This window comes from Mycolicibacterium lacusdiani, from assembly GCF_021916785.1.
Taxonomy (GTDB): domain Bacteria; phylum Actinomycetota; class Actinomycetes; order Mycobacteriales; family Mycobacteriaceae; genus Mycobacterium; species Mycobacterium lacusdiani.
Map to the genome: position 1 here is coordinate 51,412 of NZ_JAKCFC010000001.1, position 16,777 is coordinate 68,188.

15 protein-coding genes and 1 pseudogene are annotated in these 16,777 nt (G+C 66.2%); 8 read left to right on the top strand and 8 right to left on the bottom strand.

The genetic code is table 11. The features are described from left to right. Positions 1-10: 10 nt before the first annotated feature. Both LOK44_RS00245 and LOK44_RS00250 read left to right on the top strand, forming a co-directional pair. The gene (locus LOK44_RS00245; protein ID WP_237567986.1) at positions 11-844 is read left to right on the top strand and encodes a magnesium transporter; all 834 of its coding nucleotides are present in this window, start codon (positions 11-13) and stop codon (positions 842-844) included. Then, positions 841-1,911 (top strand): annotated as a pseudogene (locus tag LOK44_RS00250) (NRAMP family divalent metal transporter); the annotation flags it as partial. The gene LOK44_RS00245 and the pseudogene LOK44_RS00250, both read left to right, overlap by 4 nt. Positions 1,912-1,999: 88 nt before the next feature. On the opposite strand, the gene LOK44_RS00255 reads toward LOK44_RS00250, so the two are convergent. The 5 genes from LOK44_RS00255 to LOK44_RS00275 form a co-directional block, all read right to left on the bottom strand. Then, positions 2,000-2,692, bottom strand: a complete 693-nt coding sequence (locus LOK44_RS00255; protein WP_237567987.1) for an SRPBCC family protein — start codon at positions 2,690-2,692, stop codon at positions 2,000-2,002. 109 nt (positions 2,693-2,801) lie between these two features. After that, positions 2,802-3,299, bottom strand: coding sequence for a GNAT family N-acetyltransferase (locus LOK44_RS00260; RefSeq protein ID WP_237567988.1), 498 nt, complete (start codon positions 3,297-3,299; stop codon positions 2,802-2,804). 38 nt (positions 3,300-3,337) lie between these two features. After that, complete coding sequence (locus LOK44_RS00265) at positions 3,338-4,225, bottom strand: universal stress protein (RefSeq protein WP_237567989.1); 888 nt, start codon at positions 4,223-4,225, stop codon at positions 3,338-3,340. Between the two features lie 23 nt (positions 4,226-4,248). Beyond that, positions 4,249-5,103: a universal stress protein gene (locus LOK44_RS00270; RefSeq protein ID WP_237567990.1), complete on the bottom strand. Its 855-nt coding sequence runs from the start codon at positions 5,101-5,103 to the stop codon at positions 4,249-4,251. 103 nt (positions 5,104-5,206) lie between these two features. Beyond that, entirely contained in the window at positions 5,207-7,663 is a 2,457-nt protein-coding gene (locus LOK44_RS00275; RefSeq protein WP_237567991.1) for a glycoside hydrolase family 65 protein, read from the bottom strand. 125 nt (positions 7,664-7,788) lie between these two features. On the opposite strand from LOK44_RS00275, the gene LOK44_RS00280 reads away from it, so the two are divergent. Beyond that, a complete protein-coding gene (locus LOK44_RS00280) occupies positions 7,789-8,685 on the top strand; it encodes a universal stress protein (protein WP_237567992.1) in 897 nt (298 codons plus the stop codon). 9 nt (positions 8,686-8,694) lie between these two features. Here LOK44_RS00280 and LOK44_RS00285 read toward each other — a convergent pair whose 3' ends face one another. Together LOK44_RS00285 and LOK44_RS00290 are read right to left on the bottom strand one after the other, a co-directional pair. Continuing rightward, a complete protein-coding gene (locus tag LOK44_RS00285; RefSeq protein ID WP_249782839.1) occupies positions 8,695-9,696 on the bottom strand; it encodes a zinc-binding alcohol dehydrogenase family protein in 1,002 nt (333 codons plus the stop codon). 65 nt (positions 9,697-9,761) lie between these two features. Further along, entirely contained in the window at positions 9,762-10,166 is a 405-nt protein-coding gene (locus tag LOK44_RS00290; protein WP_237567994.1) for a nitroreductase/quinone reductase family protein, read from the bottom strand. Positions 10,167-10,329: 163 nt separating this feature from the next. On the opposite strand from LOK44_RS00290, the gene LOK44_RS00295 reads away from it, so the two are divergent. The 5 genes from LOK44_RS00295 to LOK44_RS00315 all read left to right on the top strand — a co-directional run bounded on the left by LOK44_RS00295 (position 10,330) and on the right by LOK44_RS00315 (position 14,847). Further along, on the top strand, positions 10,330-10,644 hold the full coding sequence (locus LOK44_RS00295) for a three-helix bundle dimerization domain-containing protein (RefSeq protein WP_237567995.1): 315 nt from the start codon (positions 10,330-10,332) through the stop codon (positions 10,642-10,644). A gap of 86 nt (positions 10,645-10,730) precedes the next feature. After that, positions 10,731-12,395 (top strand): SulP family inorganic anion transporter, encoded by a 1,665-nt coding sequence (locus LOK44_RS00300; protein ID WP_237567996.1) that lies wholly within the window; start codon positions 10,731-10,733, stop codon positions 12,393-12,395. A 109-nt stretch (positions 12,396-12,504) separates the two neighbouring features. Further along, the gene (locus LOK44_RS00305; RefSeq protein WP_237567997.1) at positions 12,505-12,813 is read left to right on the top strand and encodes a DUF1918 domain-containing protein; all 309 of its coding nucleotides are present in this window, start codon (positions 12,505-12,507) and stop codon (positions 12,811-12,813) included. Positions 12,814-12,857: 44 nt separating this feature from the next. Further along, positions 12,858-13,736: a universal stress protein gene (locus LOK44_RS00310; protein ID WP_237567998.1), complete on the top strand. Its 879-nt coding sequence runs from the start codon at positions 12,858-12,860 to the stop codon at positions 13,734-13,736. A gap of 118 nt (positions 13,737-13,854) precedes the next feature. Beyond that, positions 13,855-14,847: an Acg family FMN-binding oxidoreductase gene (locus tag LOK44_RS00315; protein WP_237567999.1), complete on the top strand. Its 993-nt coding sequence runs from the start codon at positions 13,855-13,857 to the stop codon at positions 14,845-14,847. 7 nt (positions 14,848-14,854) lie between these two features. Here the strand turns inward: LOK44_RS00315 and LOK44_RS00320 are convergent, their stop codons facing one another. Beyond that, positions 14,855-16,507, bottom strand: coding sequence for a GAF domain-containing sensor histidine kinase (locus LOK44_RS00320; RefSeq protein ID WP_372481174.1), 1,653 nt, complete (start codon positions 16,505-16,507; stop codon positions 14,855-14,857). Positions 16,508-16,777 lie beyond the last annotated feature (270 nt).

The window sequence follows — 16,777 nt, forward strand, 5'->3', positions numbered from 1 at the left end:
GGCGCTGATCGTGCTCCTCCTCAGCAGGATCCTGGGCATGGCCGTGCGCGGGCTCCGCCAAGAAGTGTTGGGTCGGGTCACCGACATGACGGTGAACATCGGACACCGCGACGCAGCCGTCGTCGATCGGCTCCTAGTGCACGTTGCCGACGGGCGGGACCTGCTGTTCTACTGGGCGGCAGTCGAACACGTCGGACTCGACGGCATCCGAGTGGCGTCAGACGGAGTGCCCGTAGCGTCGATGAACGCTCACCTCGTGGATCAGGAACTCCTGTTGCACCGCGACGTTCTGGACACGCAGATCGTGGACGTCGCGGGGCAGCGGGTCGCCCGCGTGGCGGACGTCGTCTTGGCCCGTCGCCGCGACGGGCGATTGGAGGTCGTCGCCGTGGACGTCGGTTTCGGAGCGGTGCTGCGCCGATTGGGGCTGCAGCGACTGGCGGCCCGTGCGAACGGTGACGCCGTCGCATGGACGGATCTGCACCTGACGTCGGCGCGAGGACATGCCGTGCAGCTCGCCGCACCTCGATCGGCGGTGCACCGGCTCGACCCGCGAGGGCTGGCCGGTCTCGTGAGCCGCCTGAACGTGACGGCCGCCGTCGACGTCCTCGAGGCAAGGGGGCATGACGTTGCGGCTGACGTGGTCGAACTCAGCGGGCTGGTCGTCGGTGAGCGAATGCTGCGGGCCATGGCGGACGCCAACGCCGCCGAGGTAGTTGCATCGATGCCCGCCGAGCAAGCTTCTCGCTGGCACCACGTCCTCGCGCGACCCCGCCTGCTGCGGGGCCGACCCGTTCTGCGATCACACCTCTGGCCACGTCGCCGGCCCGGGCACGAGACATGAGACGTCGCGGACTGACCCTCGGGGCGTTGCTGGCAGTGGTGGGCCCCGGCCTGCTCGCCGGGCTCTCCGACGACGATCCGGCAGGCATCACGACGTATTCGGTCCTGGGCGCCAGCCACGGCTACCAGCTCCTGTGGGTGCTGCTTCTGTCCACTGTGGCGCTGGTGATGTTCCATGCCCTGGCGGCACGGATGGGAGTGGTCACCGGTCAGGGTCTGGTCGGACTGGTCCGTCAACGCTTCGGCGTTCGGGGTGGCGGTCTCATTCTCATGACCCTGGTCGTCGCGAACATGGGCACGACGTGCGCTGAATTCGCCGGGTTGGCAGCAGGTTTCGAACTGTTCGGCGTGAGCCGCTACCTCAGCGTTCCCGTGGCGGCTATCACGGTGTCGCTGCTGGTGTTGCGTGGCAGCTTCCACCGGGTCGAACACTTCCTCCTCCTGCTCTCGACCGTCTTCCTCGCATACGTTGCCTCGGGTGTCCTGGCAGGTCCAGACTGGGGCGCGGCGGTCGAGGGCCTCGTCATACCGACGATGCCGATTGATCGAGCGACCATCGCGATCGTCACGGCCACCGTTGGTACGACGCTTGCTCCGTGGGGACTGGCCTTCATCCAGTCCTACGCCGTCGACAAGAAGCTGCGCACCCAGGATCTGGCGCTCGAGCGCGTCGACGTGGTGACCGGAGCGCTACTGACCGGCGTCATCGGGTTCTTCGTCGTCGTAGCGTGCGCAGCCACCCTGCATCGAGAGGGCCGCCCGATCACCGACGCCACGGATGCCGCGGTCGCCCTGGAACCCCTGGCCGGCAACGCAGCCGCCACGCTCTTCGCCGTTGGCTTGATTGGCGCAGCACTTCTCGCGGCATCGCTGCTTCCCCTGTCGACGGCTTACTCGGTCTGCGAATACGCAGGAACCGAAGCGGCGTTGGACGACGCATACGGTGACGCCAAGGTCTTCTACGTCACGTTCGGCCTCGTCACGACAGTTGGGGCAGCCGCCGTGATGATCCCCGGCGCACCCTTGGTGACCATTCTCGTCGCGACCCAGATACTGAATGCCGTTCTCCTCATTCCCATGCTGATCTTCATGATCAGGCTCGGTCGAGACGCAGACCTTAGGGGGGGTTCGCGATTGGTCCGATCGCGACGTGGGGCTACGGACTCACTACCGCTGTCGTGTTGGCATGCGTTGCCGCACTTGCAGTATCCGTCGCCATCTGACTCGTGCGTGGTGAACCGCCGTGCCCAAGGCTCGCCTCCGCCCGCCGCCGGATACCGCGCATCATCGCGCGCTCCATGACGAAGTGAATGATGTCGAAGGTCGCACGACCGACGGCGCCTCCGCTGCCGCGAGCCAGCAGCCGCGTCGTGCCGTCGGCCTTCTCGCGCAACACGAAGCACCACGCACCAGTAGCCTTCCGGCCCTCGCAAAGGTGGTCGAAGTCAGGCGGCGATACGAGAGCAAGCGCAGTGCCCGGTTCGATTGCCGCCACCACCTGGCGAGCGCGATCTCCGAAGCGACGGGCGAGCCAGACCGTGTCACCCTTCGAGAGATCCTGCCACTCTGGGTGAATCGCGCTGGCGTTGTGAATCGAGGCGCCCACCATGCGTTCGAGGACGGAGTAACTGTAGAAGCCTGCGCGGTCTTCACCGATCTGCGCGAGCCACGGCCAGACCTCGCTCGCAGGTGCGTCGATCGCGATGGCCCGCGTCGTGCGTGGTGTGTCCGCATCGACGAGATCGTCGCCTGGCAGAGTGTCCGCGACCTCGTCGTCGGTGGCGCCCCAGGTGTACATCCATGGGACCACTTCGCCTCGGTAGAGCGTGCGGACGCCGATTGCGGCCATCAGTGCTGCCATCCATCCACGAGTCTTTCCCATGCCCCGAGCATGGCACCGCCGTGCGGTCCGGAGTAGGGTCCAACGTCCCGTGCGGAGCCGAATGACGTTGTCGCGTCTAGTCTGCAGCTGCTGGCCGTTCGAGGTCGACGTCGACCTCGAACACAGTCCCGTTTCGCCGTAGGGTGAATGGCCAGGGCGACTCGACGATGATCCGGTGCATCGCCGAGTTCTCCGCCAGGACGTCTGCAGTCAAGTGACGAATCCCGTTACGCCGCGCAATGCGCCCCAATTCGCCGAGCAGGGCCGTTCCCACCCCGCGGTCGTGGTGGTGATGGGCGACCACGACCGCGATCTCGGCAGAACCAGGAGTCGTGCCCCCGGCGTAATTACCGACTCCGATCAGGCGGCCCCCCTCGAAGGCGCCGAGTGCCACGATGCCCTCGCGCGGCTCGGTGAGCGACGACGCCCATTCGTCCACGTAAGCCGGGTGAGCGGCGAAGAAACGTAGATACCGCTCCTCGTCGCTGAGGGAGTCGGCCAGCGAGACGACGGCGTCGAAGTCGTCGGAGGCCAAGAGCCGCAGGCGAACGGTGGCGCCGTCTAGGAGGGCCACGACGCCCTCGTCGGCTGTTCCTCGTGAAGGCGTGGCGTTCACCTCGGCGGCCTGGCGACGATCACCGGAGCGTCCGACGCGGTGGCGACCGCGGTTGCCACCGATCCCAATGTCAACGACTCGAAACCGCCGCGGCCGCGACTTCCGACGACGACGAGGCCGGCCCGGCGTGCTTCCATCAACAGCCAGTGCGCGGGCAGGTCGCAGAACAGTCGTCGCGTGACCACGACGTCCGGGTGGTGTTCCAACCACGGCGCGAGGAACTCTCCCAGTGCCTTCTCTCCCGCGTCACGGCGCGTCTCCCATTTCATTCCCAACGCGGGGAACACGCCGACGTCACTCCACACGTGCACGGCGATCAGGGGGACGCGACGGCGCGATGCTTCCTCGAACGCCACACCGATTGCGTAGGTGGAAGCCTGGCTGCCATCGATTCCGACGACCACTGGCCGCTCCAGTGACTCCTTCGGGATGTCGCCGTGGACGACCGCGACGGAGCAGGGTGCGTGACGACACAGGCCGGCGCTCACCGATCCGAGCCGGCGACCGCCCCAGGACATTCGAGGCGGTGAGCCCACTGCGATCATCCACGCGTCGGGTACCAGGGTCGAGAGCGTGGGAATGATTGCGCCGTAACCGATCTCACATTCGATCGGGACGTCCGGAGTGCTGCCGATCTGGTCGGTGGCGATCTCGAGCGCGTGCGCGAGTGCCCGATGACCACGACGCGTTTGCCATCGCATCACCCGGTCGGAGATGCGCCGGTCGGGAGTGCTGAACGTGATGGGGCTGACGACGTGCGCCAGGGTCAAGCGCGCCCCGTGCCGGACGGCTTCGTCGGCTGCCCAGCGAACCGCCCAGTCCGACGCCGCGGAGTCGTCGACGGCAGCGACGATGACGCGTTGCGATTTCTCGACAGTGCCCATCGCCAACTCGTTCTCCACTCAATTCAGCGGACGACGATGACGGAGCATCGGGCGTGCTCCCGCACGCCGGCGTCATGGGGCCCAATGAGCGGTGAGAGCAACGTGACTTCATCGCTGCCGATGACGGCCAGGGGACGGTCCGAGCCGCCGTTACTCGCTGGATGGCGACGGGACAGCTCGACGTGTTGGTCGGCCAGGAAGTCGGCCAGTCCGAACGTGGCCGTCTCGGTGTCGATTTCGATGTCCGGATTCTCCCCGGCCCAGGCTTGGGTGCGGTTGTGGGTTCTCTCGGCGGTGTTGACGCCGTAGGCATTGCAGCCCAGCCCGACGACGACGAGGGGCGCTCGTCGCAATCGGGCTTCCCACATGGCGACGGGTACCGTTGTATCCCCGGTGTCCGAGCCGTCGATTCCGACCGCGATCCAGTTGCCGGCGGCTGCGAATGCGTCGGTCGACGGGCGGAGCACTGCCACCGTGCAGTGGGCGCGTTCGGCGACTCCCGCCGCCGTCGACCCCAGGATTGCACGCGCGATGACACCAATCCCGACTGATGCCACGCACACCATGGTCGCATGGCGCGACTCGGCGACGAGTGCGTTCGCCGGCGGGCCCCAGAGCACCTCCGTCTCGATCTTCACCGGTTTGCCGGTTGCGGCGATGGCGGCCGACGCCTGCCGGAGGGCGGTTTCGGCATACTCGAATTCGAGACACCTCGCGGCCTCGGGAACGCGTTCCCGCAAGATGTTCGTCACGCTGACGAGTCGAAGTGGAACATCGCGGTGGATTGCCTCGTCGACGGCCCACTGAGCTGCCTCGACGGACGCTGCCGATCCGTCAACGCCAACCACGATCGGCTTGACGTCCTCTGGTGCGGTCACTGCTGCCTCCTCGGCGCTCGTCTCCTTGCCATCGAGTCTCGGCGCATCCGGTGGCGCTGGGCAGGGCAGTTGGTCGTGCACCTGCAGGGCCAATGGGCCCGACTCATCCGACGTCGATCGTCTGGCCGGCGGCCAACGTCCATTGCCGCCCCCGGCACTCGACGGTCAGGGGCTCGACGTCTTCGGTACCCGCGGTGAGCGTGGCGCTGCGACCTCGGACGCAGATGGCGAGTTCGATGCCGCGGTACATCATCGAGAAGGTCAGGGTTCCTAGTGATTCGGGCAGCATGGGCCCGAGGACCAGTCGATCCGAGCGGAATTCCAAACCCGTGTAGCACCGCTGCAACAGGTCGACGCTGCCGGCCATGGCGGCGAGATGGATGCCCTCGGCCGTGGTACCTCGTTGACGGTCTGCGACGTCGGATGACAGCGCATCGCGGAAGTACGAACTCGCCTCGGCGCGGTTGGCCCGTGCCAGGACCCAGGTGTGCACCACCGAACTCAACGTGGAGCCATGTGAGGTTCGTTCGACGTAGTAGTCGATGGTACGAGGAATCTGCGCGCCGACGAACTCATAACCCATGAAGTCGAACAACTCCGCGAGCTCGTCGGCCGACATCAAGTAGAACAGCATCAGCACGTCGGCTTGTTTGGTCACCTGGTAGCGATTGACGCCGTCGTCCTCGGCTTCGAGTATGCGATCCATACGTCCGATGTCGCCGTACGCCGTCCGGTAATGAGTCCAGTCGAGTTCGCGTAGGTCCTCGTAGCCGTCGAACTGACTGATGATGCCATCTCGAAACGGGACGTACATCCTCCTGGCAACGTGATCCCATCCCGTCAGCTCTTCGTCCTCGAGAGCCAGTGTCTCCAGGAGGCGGCGGCGATCGGGTGGTCGCAAGACCTCGAGGGCCTCGAGTGCGCGTCTGATCGTCCACGTGGCCATCACGTTCGTATACGCGTTGTTGTCGACCCCTCCGAACGGCCGATGCTCATACCCGGTGTGGAACTCGTCGGGTCCGATCACGCCCTCGATGACGTATCGATCTCGCTGTTCGTCGAAACGGCTGCGGCTCACCCAGAACCGCGCGATCTCGAGTAGCACCTCCGCGCCGTAGTCGGTCAGGTACTCGAGGTCGGCCGTGGCCTGGTAGTGCTGCCAGACGTCGTAGGCGATGGCGCTCCCCGAGTGCACCGCCAGGGCGCTCGGGTCCGGGTTCCACCGTCCGGAATTCGGGTTGAGATGTACGCGCGGGCTCTCCTCCCGACCGTCACTGCCGGATTGCCACGGGAACATCGCTCCGCGGTACCCGGCCGCGAGTGCCGCGCGACGAGCCTCGGGAAGCCGCCGGTAGCGGTATCCCAAGATGCCTCGCACCAGCTTCGGCCATCTCGTGTTCAACACGGGCGCGACGAACAGTTCGTCCCAGAACACGTGGCCGCGGTACGCCTCGCCGTGCAGCCCGCGGGCGGGAAGCCCTGCGTCGAGGTCTGAGATCAACGGTGAGACCGTCTGCAACAGATGGCAGATGTGCAACCTCAGGACCCGTAGATCGTCACAATTCCCGTCCACTTCGAGAGCGAAGCGCTCCCACAGGTGCAGCCAGGCGGTGCGGTGGGCGGCGAACAGGTCGGCGTAACGCGGACGTGTGCTCAATGTACGTCTGGCGGCCTCGAGCGGGTCGCCGACTCCGGGGTCGCGGCCGGTGTAGAACGCGGCGACCTTCTCGAACCTCACCGTCCGACCTCGATCGACGTGAACCGAGATGAGATGGCCGGCCGAGCGTTCTTCCTCCAGCCGAAGGTATTTCGCCGCAACCAGTTGGTCGTCGTCCGACTCCCAGACACCGGACGTGGTCGCGACGGCTATCGGTAGGCGGGCGCGAGCAGTGGCCACCGCACACGTGAGCAGGCTGTGCCTGCCTGTCTCGAACGTGGGCTTGCCGAGGTGTTCCCCGTGCAACAGCTCGTACCTCCGGACGCCCGAATTGACGACTCCAGCGTCGATCTGTGAGCAAAGGGTCGCGTTGCCGGACCAATTCTGCGGGGTGAGTTCGATCTGTAGCGCGCAGACGTGTCGGTCATGCATGGATGCGAACATCCGCTCGACGACTGACGTGACCCGCCCGGCGTCGTCTTCGAAGGCGAATTCCCGCATCACTTCCGGTGCATCGAGCCGCATGGTTTGGCGGTAGTCGACGTGGTCCGCACAGTCCACGTCGAACCATCGGCCACCGCCGACGCGCATTCGAGTGGACAGCCAATTCGGTAGGTTGACGTTGCTCTCGTGTTCGGTGGAGACGCCCTGAACGTAGTCGGTGACGCGGTCGAACACACCCGCGACATAGGTGCCGGGATAGTGCCTGCCGTCGGCACGAGAACCTGGGGAACATGCGCGAGTCGCAAGGTAACCATTCCCGACGGCGCAGAGCACCTCGCGTAGTGCCTCGTCCCGGGCTCGATAGCCCTCGAAGGTCAGCGCCCAGTCCGATGGAGGCCGGCTGCCCGAAGTGGGTCCAGCCGGCGCGTCGAAACCGGTCGTGAAGGGCTCGAGACTCACCCACGCAGCCTGGCAGCACCCAGCTCGCCCGAGCAGGGTCCTTTGGCCAACCCCTCGGTGACCAAGGCCTCCAGATGACGAAAGTCGCAGCGCAATAGCGTCGTCGAAAAGAGAAGGAGAACGACATGAAGTCACTTGGTCTTCCCGGAGGTCCGCATGGAGTCGTCGTAGGCGTCGACGGCTCACCGGAGTCACTGGCGGCCCTCGACTGGGCAGCACACGATGCGAACATCCGGGACGTCCCGCTGACCATCGTGCACGTGCTGGCGCCCATCGACACCGCGACCTGGATCGACGTTCCCATTCCCGAGGACTTCGTCGAGATGAGGGATCGACGCGGCGAGGAGATCATGCGCGATGCCGTCGATTCGGTGACCGAAGCCGCTCGTGAGACGCTGCGGGTACCCGTGCGTCAGCACATGCTCGAAGGGCGGACCGTCCGCACGCTTGCGGACATGTCGAAGGACGCCGACTTGGTCGTGATCGGCTGCCGGGGCGTCGGCAAGATCGAAGGTCTGATCCTCGGGTCGGTGAGTACCGGCCTGCTCCACCACGCTCATGGACCCGTCGCCGTCATCCACGCAGAGGCTGCGCCGACGAGCACGCCGACGGACGCCCCGGTGGTGGTAGGCGTGGACGGTTCGCCCGCATCCGAACTCGCCATCGCGGTCGCCTTCGACGAGGCATCGCGTCGCCGCGTCGGCCTCGTCGCCGTGCATGCGTGGCTCGATCGCGTCGGCACCATCCCCGGGCTCGACTGGCGGAACCTTCGGATCGAGGCCGAGGAGATCCTCGCCGAACGACTTGCCGGTTGGTCAGAGCGATACCCCGACGTCGCCGTGGAACGGGTCGTCGTCGAGTGTGGCCCCACGCAGCAGCTCATCGACCAGTCCGCGTCGGCTCAATTGTTGGTCGTCGGCAGTCATGGGCGCGGTGGATTCGCCGGCCTGCTTCTCGGTTCCGTCGGCTCGGCAGTGGCACATGGCGCGCGGAGCGCGGTGATCGTCGTCCGTCCGCGATGACGCGTCACATCAGGGAACGAGGACCGCGGCACCCGCGATGCGTCCCGAACTGAGGTCGTTCAGCGCCTCGTCGGCGCGATCCAGCGCGTAAGGGAGCCCCGTTACCTCGATGTGGTGCAGGTCCGCAAAGGACAGGAACTCCCGCGCGTCTTCTCGGGTATTCGAGGACACGGAGCGGATCTGTCGTTCTTGGAACAGGTGACGTTGGTAATTCAGCTGCGGCACGTCGCTGAGATGGATGCCCGCGATGGCCAGCGTGCCGCCGCGGTCGAGCGCTTCGAGCGCCGGTAGGACCAACTCACCCGCTGGAGCGAAGAGGATGGCTGAGTCGAGCAGCACCGGCGGTGGGTCGGCGGCTCCTTGCGCGGATGCAGCGCCCAACGCGAGGGCGAGTTCACGTGCCTGGTCTCCCCGCGTCATCACGTGCACTTCCGCACCTTGGGCCAGGGCAACCTGAGCGGTGATGTGTGCGCTGCCGCCGAAGCCGTAGATGCCGAGCCGGCCGCCCAGTGGGAGTTGAGCACGGCGCAATGACCGGAAGCCGATGATGCCTGCACACAGCAGCGGGGCGAGTTCGACGTCCGTGTAGTGGGAAGGTAGTGAATGCACGTATGCGGCTGGCGCAGTGATGAATTCAGCGTACCCGCCGTCGGCGTCCCAACCCGTGTACGTCGAACGGGGACAGAGGTTCTCCGCGTCTCGTACGCAGAAGCGGCATTGCCCGCAGGTGTGCCGCAGCCATGCCACCCCGACGCGATCACCGATGGCGATGTCCGATCCGACGCTGGGACCCAGCCCCACCACCTCGCCGACCACCTCGTGTCCTGGGACGACGTATGGTCGGTGTACCGGAAGGTCGCCCTCGACGACGTGCAAGTCCGTGCGGCACACCCCGCATGCCGTCACTGCGATGAGCACTTCTCCCTCGCCAGGCTCGGGGATCGCGGTGACGACGTAGTCGAGAGGATGCGTGGAGATCGGGCCTGGCGAGCGAACGCGCCACGCGGCCATTCTTCGCGCCGTCACGTGGTCATGCATCGGCCGTCAGTAGGCCGACGGAGTCGAGACGTCATCGTTCACTCGTCGTCCAGATTGAGGTGGAGGTAGGACTTCACGCCCACCCGCTCGAAGGTGCGCCGTTTCCGCGGGGGGAGTTCGGCGACCGCAGTCGAAGCACGGACGATCGTCGGAGCGGCAATCGAGTGCGTCTGGCCATCGTGGTCGAGCGTGCCGTGACCGTTCGCCAACAGGTTTCGGACCCAGTCAACGCGCTCCCCGTACGGCAGCGGAACCAGGAAGCCGTCGGCGACCCGCTCGGCAACCACGGGTGTTCGGTACTCCGTGCCGCTGCGGCGCCCCTCGTGGTGAATGGTCGAGGCGTAGAAGTACTTTCGCCCCGCCAGGTGCAGCATTGCCGGGTTGAGGACGTGCTTGTTCATGACTCTCACGACGTCGCGCGCCGCGGTCTTCTCCACTGACATGCCGTCGATCCTCGGTGCGTCGGCCCGTCACGGCTAGGGCCTGATGGCACTTGGGTTGGTGCCGTGCAGGGCACTTCGGCCCTAAGTCGACCTCGTCAGCGCGGGCTAGCTTGTTCAATGCCCCACCACGTGGGAGCCGAACATCGTTTTAGAGGAGCCAGCCGTGAGTGCATACGACGACCCGATCGGTGACACCGCCCTGGAATGCATGGGCGAAATGGTCCGCGACGAGTTGGAGGCGGTCGTCGCAGCGGTCGGTGCGAAGTTTCCCGACCGTTCGCGACCGGAGGTCGAGGCCGTGGTGCGCGGGGCGTACCGGGATCTGGCGCACAGCGCAGTGATCACCTCGCACCTCATCCCGCTTACGCTGAACCGGAGCACGAGGATGCTGCGGGCGGCGCAGGATCGAGATCGGCGTGACGGTGAACGGCTCAGATTGGCAGCAATTTCCGGCGCGTCGTCACAGAATTCGGGATGACGGCATCGTCGTCTCACGATGGACGCTCCGGTAGCGCCCGAGCGGCACCCTGGGCATTCGACCGATGGAGCCGTTGGACACCAGGGTTGCTCAACCTTCGCGGCTACCAGAGGTCGTGGCTCCGGGACGATCTCCTAGCTGGGCTGAGCGTCGCCGCGTATCTCGTGCCGCAGAGCTTGGCCTATGCCACGCTCGCCGGGCTGAACCCCGCGGTGGGCCTGTGGACCGCCCTACCGGCCTTGCTGGTGTACGCCGTTTTCGGCTCGTCTCGCCAACTGTCCATTGGCCCGGAGTCGACTACCGCGTTGATGACGTCCTCGACGTTGGCGGTGGTCGTCGCCGATGGTGATCCGGCGACGTACGTCGCTTGCGCCGCTGCACTGACCCTGCTCGTCGGCGTCTTCTGTGGTGCAGCCGGTCTACTCGGTTTCGGATTCCTGGCCGGGCTGCTCTCGAAGCCGGTGTTGGTGGGCTACATGGCCGGGATCGCGATCGTCATGGTGGTGAGCCAGTCGAGCATCGTCATCGGGGTTGCCTCGACCCACGGCGACGTGCTGGCCCAGTTTCGCAACCTCGTCGCACACGTGACCGATGTGCATTGGCCCACGGTGCTTCTCAGCGCCGGGTCGCTCGCGTTCCTGCTGATCGTCGAGCGTGTGTCGCCGCGTGCGCCCGGACCACTGCTGGGCATCGTGGGCGCGACCGTCGTCGTCTCCGTCCTCGCGCTTTCCCAGCACGGTATCGACGTGATCGGTGCGACACCCTCTGGACTCTCACTGCCCGGTCTGCCAATCGTTTCGTCGGATGCGTTGCGCGAACTCATCGTTCCTGCACTGGGCATCGCGATCGTAGCCTTCTCCGACGACGTCCTGACGGCCAGGGGATTCGCGGCGAGAACCGGTGACGACGTCGACGCCAATGCCGAGTTGCGTGCGCTCGGACTGGCCAACGTGGCGGTGGGGTTCCTGCGGGGATTCCCCGTGAGTTCCAGTGCCAGCCGCACCGCACTCGGAGTGGCCGCCGGCGCACGTACGCAGGTGTACTCGGTGGTGATCGTGATCATCGTCCTCGGCGTAGCGATGTCGGGCCGTGGTCTGGTGGGTTCGATCCCCTCGGCGGCGCTGGGAGCGCTGGTCGTGTACGCAGCCGTCAAACTCGTGGACGTTGGGGAATTCCGCCGGCTCGCGCGATTCCGGCGCAGCGAACTCGTTCTGGCGTTGATCACGGCGATCTCCGTGCCGGTGTTCGGAGTGCTCAACGGGGTGCTCGCGGCCGTCGTCTTGTCGATCCTCGACCTCTTGCGGCGCCTGGCTCGCGCCCACGACAGCGTCCAGGGTCTGGTGCCGGGGGTCGCCGGGATGCACGACGTCGACGATTACCCCCAGGCCGAACTCATACCCGGGCTCGTGGTGTATCGCTACGATGCACCACTCTGCTTCGCCAACGCCGATGACTTCCGGCGCCGTGCGATGGCGGCCGTCGACGAGTCACCCTCGCCGGTGCGGTGGTTCGTCTTGAACGCCGAGGCCAATGTCGAGGTCGACATGACGGCGATGGATGCCCTCGAACAGCTTCGGCGCGAGTGTGGTCGTAGAGGCATCGTGTTCGCCATGGCGCGTGTGAAGCAGGACCTGCGCGCGGCGTTGCAGGCTGCAGGCATCCTCGAGGACATCGGATGCGACCGCTTGTTCATGACCCTGCCGACCGCCGTTGCCGCATTTCGCCGTTCTCGGGATGGGGACACGGCGTAAGGGCGTGATCAATGGTCCTTGGACCTTGCTCGGGGGGCAGTTGAGCTCTGTGCGAGTCAACCGGGCCAGGGCAGGGTCGATGCAAGTGAACTAGCAGAAGGAGTCCGGCGTGAAGGCGAAGACGGGGGACTGGCTCGTCATGAAGGGCCGTACCAACGGACAGCACGAGCAACGCGGATTGATCACCGACGTCCGCTCCCGCGATGGCGCACCACCCTACGTCGTCCGCTGGCTACAGACGGGCGGCGAAGCCCTGGTGTTCCCTGGATCCGACGCCGTCGTCGTGACGGCCGCCGACCAGGCGGCGAAGGATGCCGAGGAGCGTGAAAGGCTGACGTCGCTGCAGGCGGCCATCGATCGATCTCGCGCATCGGCAGGATCAAGCGCGACCACCCACTCGCACTCGGACATAGCATGACGGTCGACCACCACACCGCTTACGCGCAGTGTGATCGTCGCCGAATGTACGTGGTCGCGAGGGCCCTTTGGGATTCGGTCGACCCGGCGGACGCGTGGAGGCGAATTTGGCGAACTCCCCGTGGCCGGTCGGGAGTGGTCGCCGGCATCGACGGTTTGCCTGGAGGGTTCAAGGCCGCCCAATGGGCTGCCGTCGAAGCCGCAGCGCGGGGCATACCGCTTCGGTTGGTGTATGCGGTGGACCCCTCGGAACAGGCGTGCGCGGCGGTCTCGGATCCGCGCCGTGCAGAACGAATCGCCAATGCCGCGTTGCGAACTGCGGAGGCGCAGGCGCGCAAGGCAGCCGACATTTCGATCGTCACCCGTGAGGTGATACGCGGGCCCGTGGCATCGGCGCTGACGAGGCAGGAAGCAGTGATCACGTGCATCGGATCGAACGGCGCGCGGGTGGCACATCTAGGTCATCGCACGGGCACGGCGACGGAGGTCATTCTGAAGTCGACGTGTCCCGTGGTCGTCGTTCGCGGCGACCCCTTGCGGCAGGGCGTGATCGTCGCTCGGCTCGACTTCGAACCCAAGTTGGCGGAGGTGCTGTCGCGGGCGGGCGCCGAAGCTCACCTCCGGCATTGCGCCCTTCACCTCTTGCCGAGTTGGACGACGCCGAGCCAACAGTCGACGACGCCCAGTCGTGAGTTCGGCGACCGACTGCAGTGCGAACTGGATCGCCTGACGCGGCGATATCCCGGACTCGACATCGAAGTCGTTCCGGAGCGCGATCTCGGTACCTACCTCGTCGAAAACCGGGACCGGATAGCACTCTTCATCGCACCGGACCGTGAACTGCACGACGTCGGAACCGTGGTACATCCCAGTGTCGAACTCGCGTGGCAGCATCTCGACTGCCCCGTGATGGTCGGCGCGTGATCGGGCGGCCGGAGACGGGAGTCCCCGGTGTTGGGGACTTCGGGCTCTGTGGACGTCGTCTCGATGGCGCGATAGTGGCAATTGGATCAACACCCTTCGCACAGGAGCGCCGCACGACATGACCGCGCATTTCCCCGATACCGCCACGATTCGCACGGCGCTGTCGTTGGCCACCCGTGCTCCCTCGGTGCACAATTCGCAACCCTGGCAGTGGCGGGTCGGCGATCGAAGCATCCACTTGTACGCCGACGCCGACCGACGTCTGCCGCGGACCGACCCCGATGGTCGTGACCTCCTGATCAGCTGTGGCGCGTCGCTGCACCACGCCACGGTGGCCTTCGCCGCCCTGGGCTGGCAGTCCAAAGTGCACCGGTTGCCGAACGGAGCAGCCCCCGATCATCTTGCCGCAATCGAGTTGACGAGGACCGAACCAAGTGAGTTGGACGTCTCCCTCGCCGCCGCAATCCCGCGCCGCCGCACCGACCGCCGGTACTTCAGCCATTGGCCGGTGCCGCACACTGATGTGGCCACGATCGGCATGAGACTCGCGCGGATGGGGGTGCTGTTGCGCCACGTCGATCCGACGATCGACGTCAGGGCCATCATCGCCGAGGCCGTGTGGTTGCACGCCCACGACGCCGAGTACCTGAGCGAGCTGACGACGTGGAGTGGTCGTTACTCGTCGACCGCCGGTGTGCCGGCGCGCAGCGTCCCGGAGTCCGACGGGGCTGCGGCACTACCGAGTCGGCTGTTCGCCGGACCCGCGCTCGCGCAGCCGCCCGGCGCCACGGCCGACGACGATCACGGCCTGGTCCTGGCGCTGGGCACGGATGACGACGACGCAACGGCTCGTCTGCGAGCCGGCGAGGCGACCAGTATGGCGCTGTTGACGAGCACCATCGGTGGGCTCGCCAGCTGCCCGGTGACGGAACCCCTCGAGATCGACGAGACCCGAAACGCTCTTCGCTCCGAGGTGTTCGGCGACGAAGCCCATCCGCAGATGATGATCCGCATCGGCTGGGCGCCAGTCGGTGCCGACCCGTTGCCTGCCACACCACGGCGACCGATCGACGAGGTCATCCGGACCATGACTGGCGGTCCGTTCGAGTAACAGTCGGTCAGTCCGCGAGCACGGGAACCGACCACCGTACGAGGGTTCCCGTGTCCGGCCCGGAGTCGACGGTGCAGTCGCCGCCGAGCAGTTCGGCTCGCCGCTGCATGTTGGCCAATCCGCTGCGCCGTGGATTGTCCTCCGGGATGCCGCCTCCATCGTCGGCGACCTCCAGAGTGAACTCGTCGCGCACCGTCACGGTCACCGAGACGTGTGAGGCATTGGAGTGCCGCACTGCGTTGCTGATGGCCTCGGTGGCAACCGCCTCGGCATTCTCCGCGATGTGGCCGGTAAGCCCGCCCACCGGGCCCACCACCCGCACCGTGGTGGAGATCCCGCTATCGCCCACCAGGTCGGATACGAGGGCACGGAGCCGGACCCGGAGATCGGCTGAGGCCGCCGGGGACTGCAATTCGAATATGGTCGTCCTGATCGTCTCGATCGTCGATTGCAGGTCGTCCAGCGTTCGAGAGAGGCGCTCGTTGACCTCTGGCGCCTTCGATCGCGCGATGGTGCCCTGGAGGTCCAGACCTGCGGCGAACAATCTCTGGATCACGTGGTCGTGCAGGTCGTGCGCGATGCGCTCGCGGTCGTTGAGCACGGTGAGTTCTCGTTCGCGCGCGCGGGCCGACGCGAGAGTGAGCGCGAGGGCCGCGTGGCGGGCGAAGTCGCTGACGAGATCGAGGTAGGAGGGATCGAACGGGGTGTCGTCTTGGCGGCGCGCGACGACGATCACCCCAATCACCGAGTCGTCGGCACTCAAGGGCATGACGATCGCGGGGCGCTGACCGACGTCGGTGAAGGACTGAATCGGGTGCAGGAACGACTCGGTGATGATGGGCAGGCCGGTGAGGAAGACACCACCACTTGTCGACGAGTCGACCGGGACGCGCCGACCGACGACGTCCTCGGCATGGAGTCCGATCGCCGCCGAGACGACGAGTGTCTGAGCGCCGTCATCCGGATCTTCTTCTGGCACCAGGACGATGGCCTGTTCGGCCCCGGTGAGGTCGCGGGCGCGTTCGGCGATGAGTCGTAAGGGGTTCTCGGATCCCTTGGCGCCCGACAGCAGCGCAGTACTGATCTCGCGACTGGCTTGCGTCCAGGTGCCTGCGGCGCGCACCCGCTCGAACAACCGCGCGTTGTCGATGGCCACCGCCGCTGCAGATGCCAGCACCCGTACCGAGACTTCGTCGCTCTCGGAGAACTTCTGCCCTGGTTCGGCATGGGTGACGTAGAGGCTGCCGTACACCTCGCCGCGGATGGTGATCGGAACGCCGAGAAAGGCATGCATGGGGGGATGGTGCGGCGGGAAGCCTGCTGCCGCGGGGTGGTGGGCCAGGTCGTCGAGGCGCAACGCCGGTGCGTCCTCCAGCGGGACGCCCAGGACGCCCTTGCCGACCGGAAGCGGTCCAATGGACCGGACGAGTTCCGGGTCGATGCCCTGGTGCAGGAACGATGAGAGGGCGCCGCCACTGTCGCGAACGCCCAGGGCGCCGTATCGAGCGCCCGTCAACTCGATAGCGGCCTTGGCTATGCGATCGAGAGTGGCGTCCAGATCGAGGTCCGAACTGATGCCCATGATGACGTGCAGGAGTTTCTCGGTCTGGACCCGAGCACCCTGAAGCTCGTCGAGTTGCTGGTGTATTTCCTGAACCAGATTGAGTTTGCCCAGATCCGTCAGCGCTGTTCTAGATTCTTCGAACTTCACGACATCCCCTCCGCGTGCGCATGTCAAACCTTACGCTCTATTTGCGGCCCCGAACCGGGACAGGCAGAACTGGTCGTCGATCCCACTGACGGCTGTCATCTGCCGCTAACGGAGGGGGATTTGCGGAGCCGCAACGCTGGCGAGCACCGCCACGTGACCGAAGTGCCATTCCGCGAGGACTTCAGGCCCTGCTCCCATACCCGGTCAGGTGGTGGCATG

Coding starts and splice junctions, on each gene's coding strand:
- LOK44_RS00255 (WP_237567987.1), bottom strand. CDS start 2,692: ATGGCCGCAATCGGCGTCCGCACGCTCTACCGAGGCGAAGTGGTCCCA.
- LOK44_RS00265 (WP_237567989.1), bottom strand. CDS start 4,225: ATGGGCACTGTCGAGAAATCGCAACGCGTCATCGTCGCTGCCGTCGAC.
- LOK44_RS00290 (WP_237567994.1), bottom strand. CDS start 10,166: ATGTCAGTGGAGAAGACCGCGGCGCGCGACGTCGTGAGAGTCATGAAC.
- LOK44_RS00310 (WP_237567998.1), top strand. CDS start 12,858: ATGTACGTGGTCGCGAGGGCCCTTTGGGATTCGGTCGACCCGGCGGAC.
- LOK44_RS00280 (WP_237567992.1), top strand. CDS start 7,789: ATGAAGTCACTTGGTCTTCCCGGAGGTCCGCATGGAGTCGTCGTAGGC.
- LOK44_RS00315 (WP_237567999.1), top strand. CDS start 13,855: ATGACCGCGCATTTCCCCGATACCGCCACGATTCGCACGGCGCTGTCG.
- LOK44_RS00285 (WP_249782839.1), bottom strand. CDS start 9,696: ATGGCCGCGTGGCGCGTTCGCTCGCCAGGCCCGATCTCCACGCATCCT.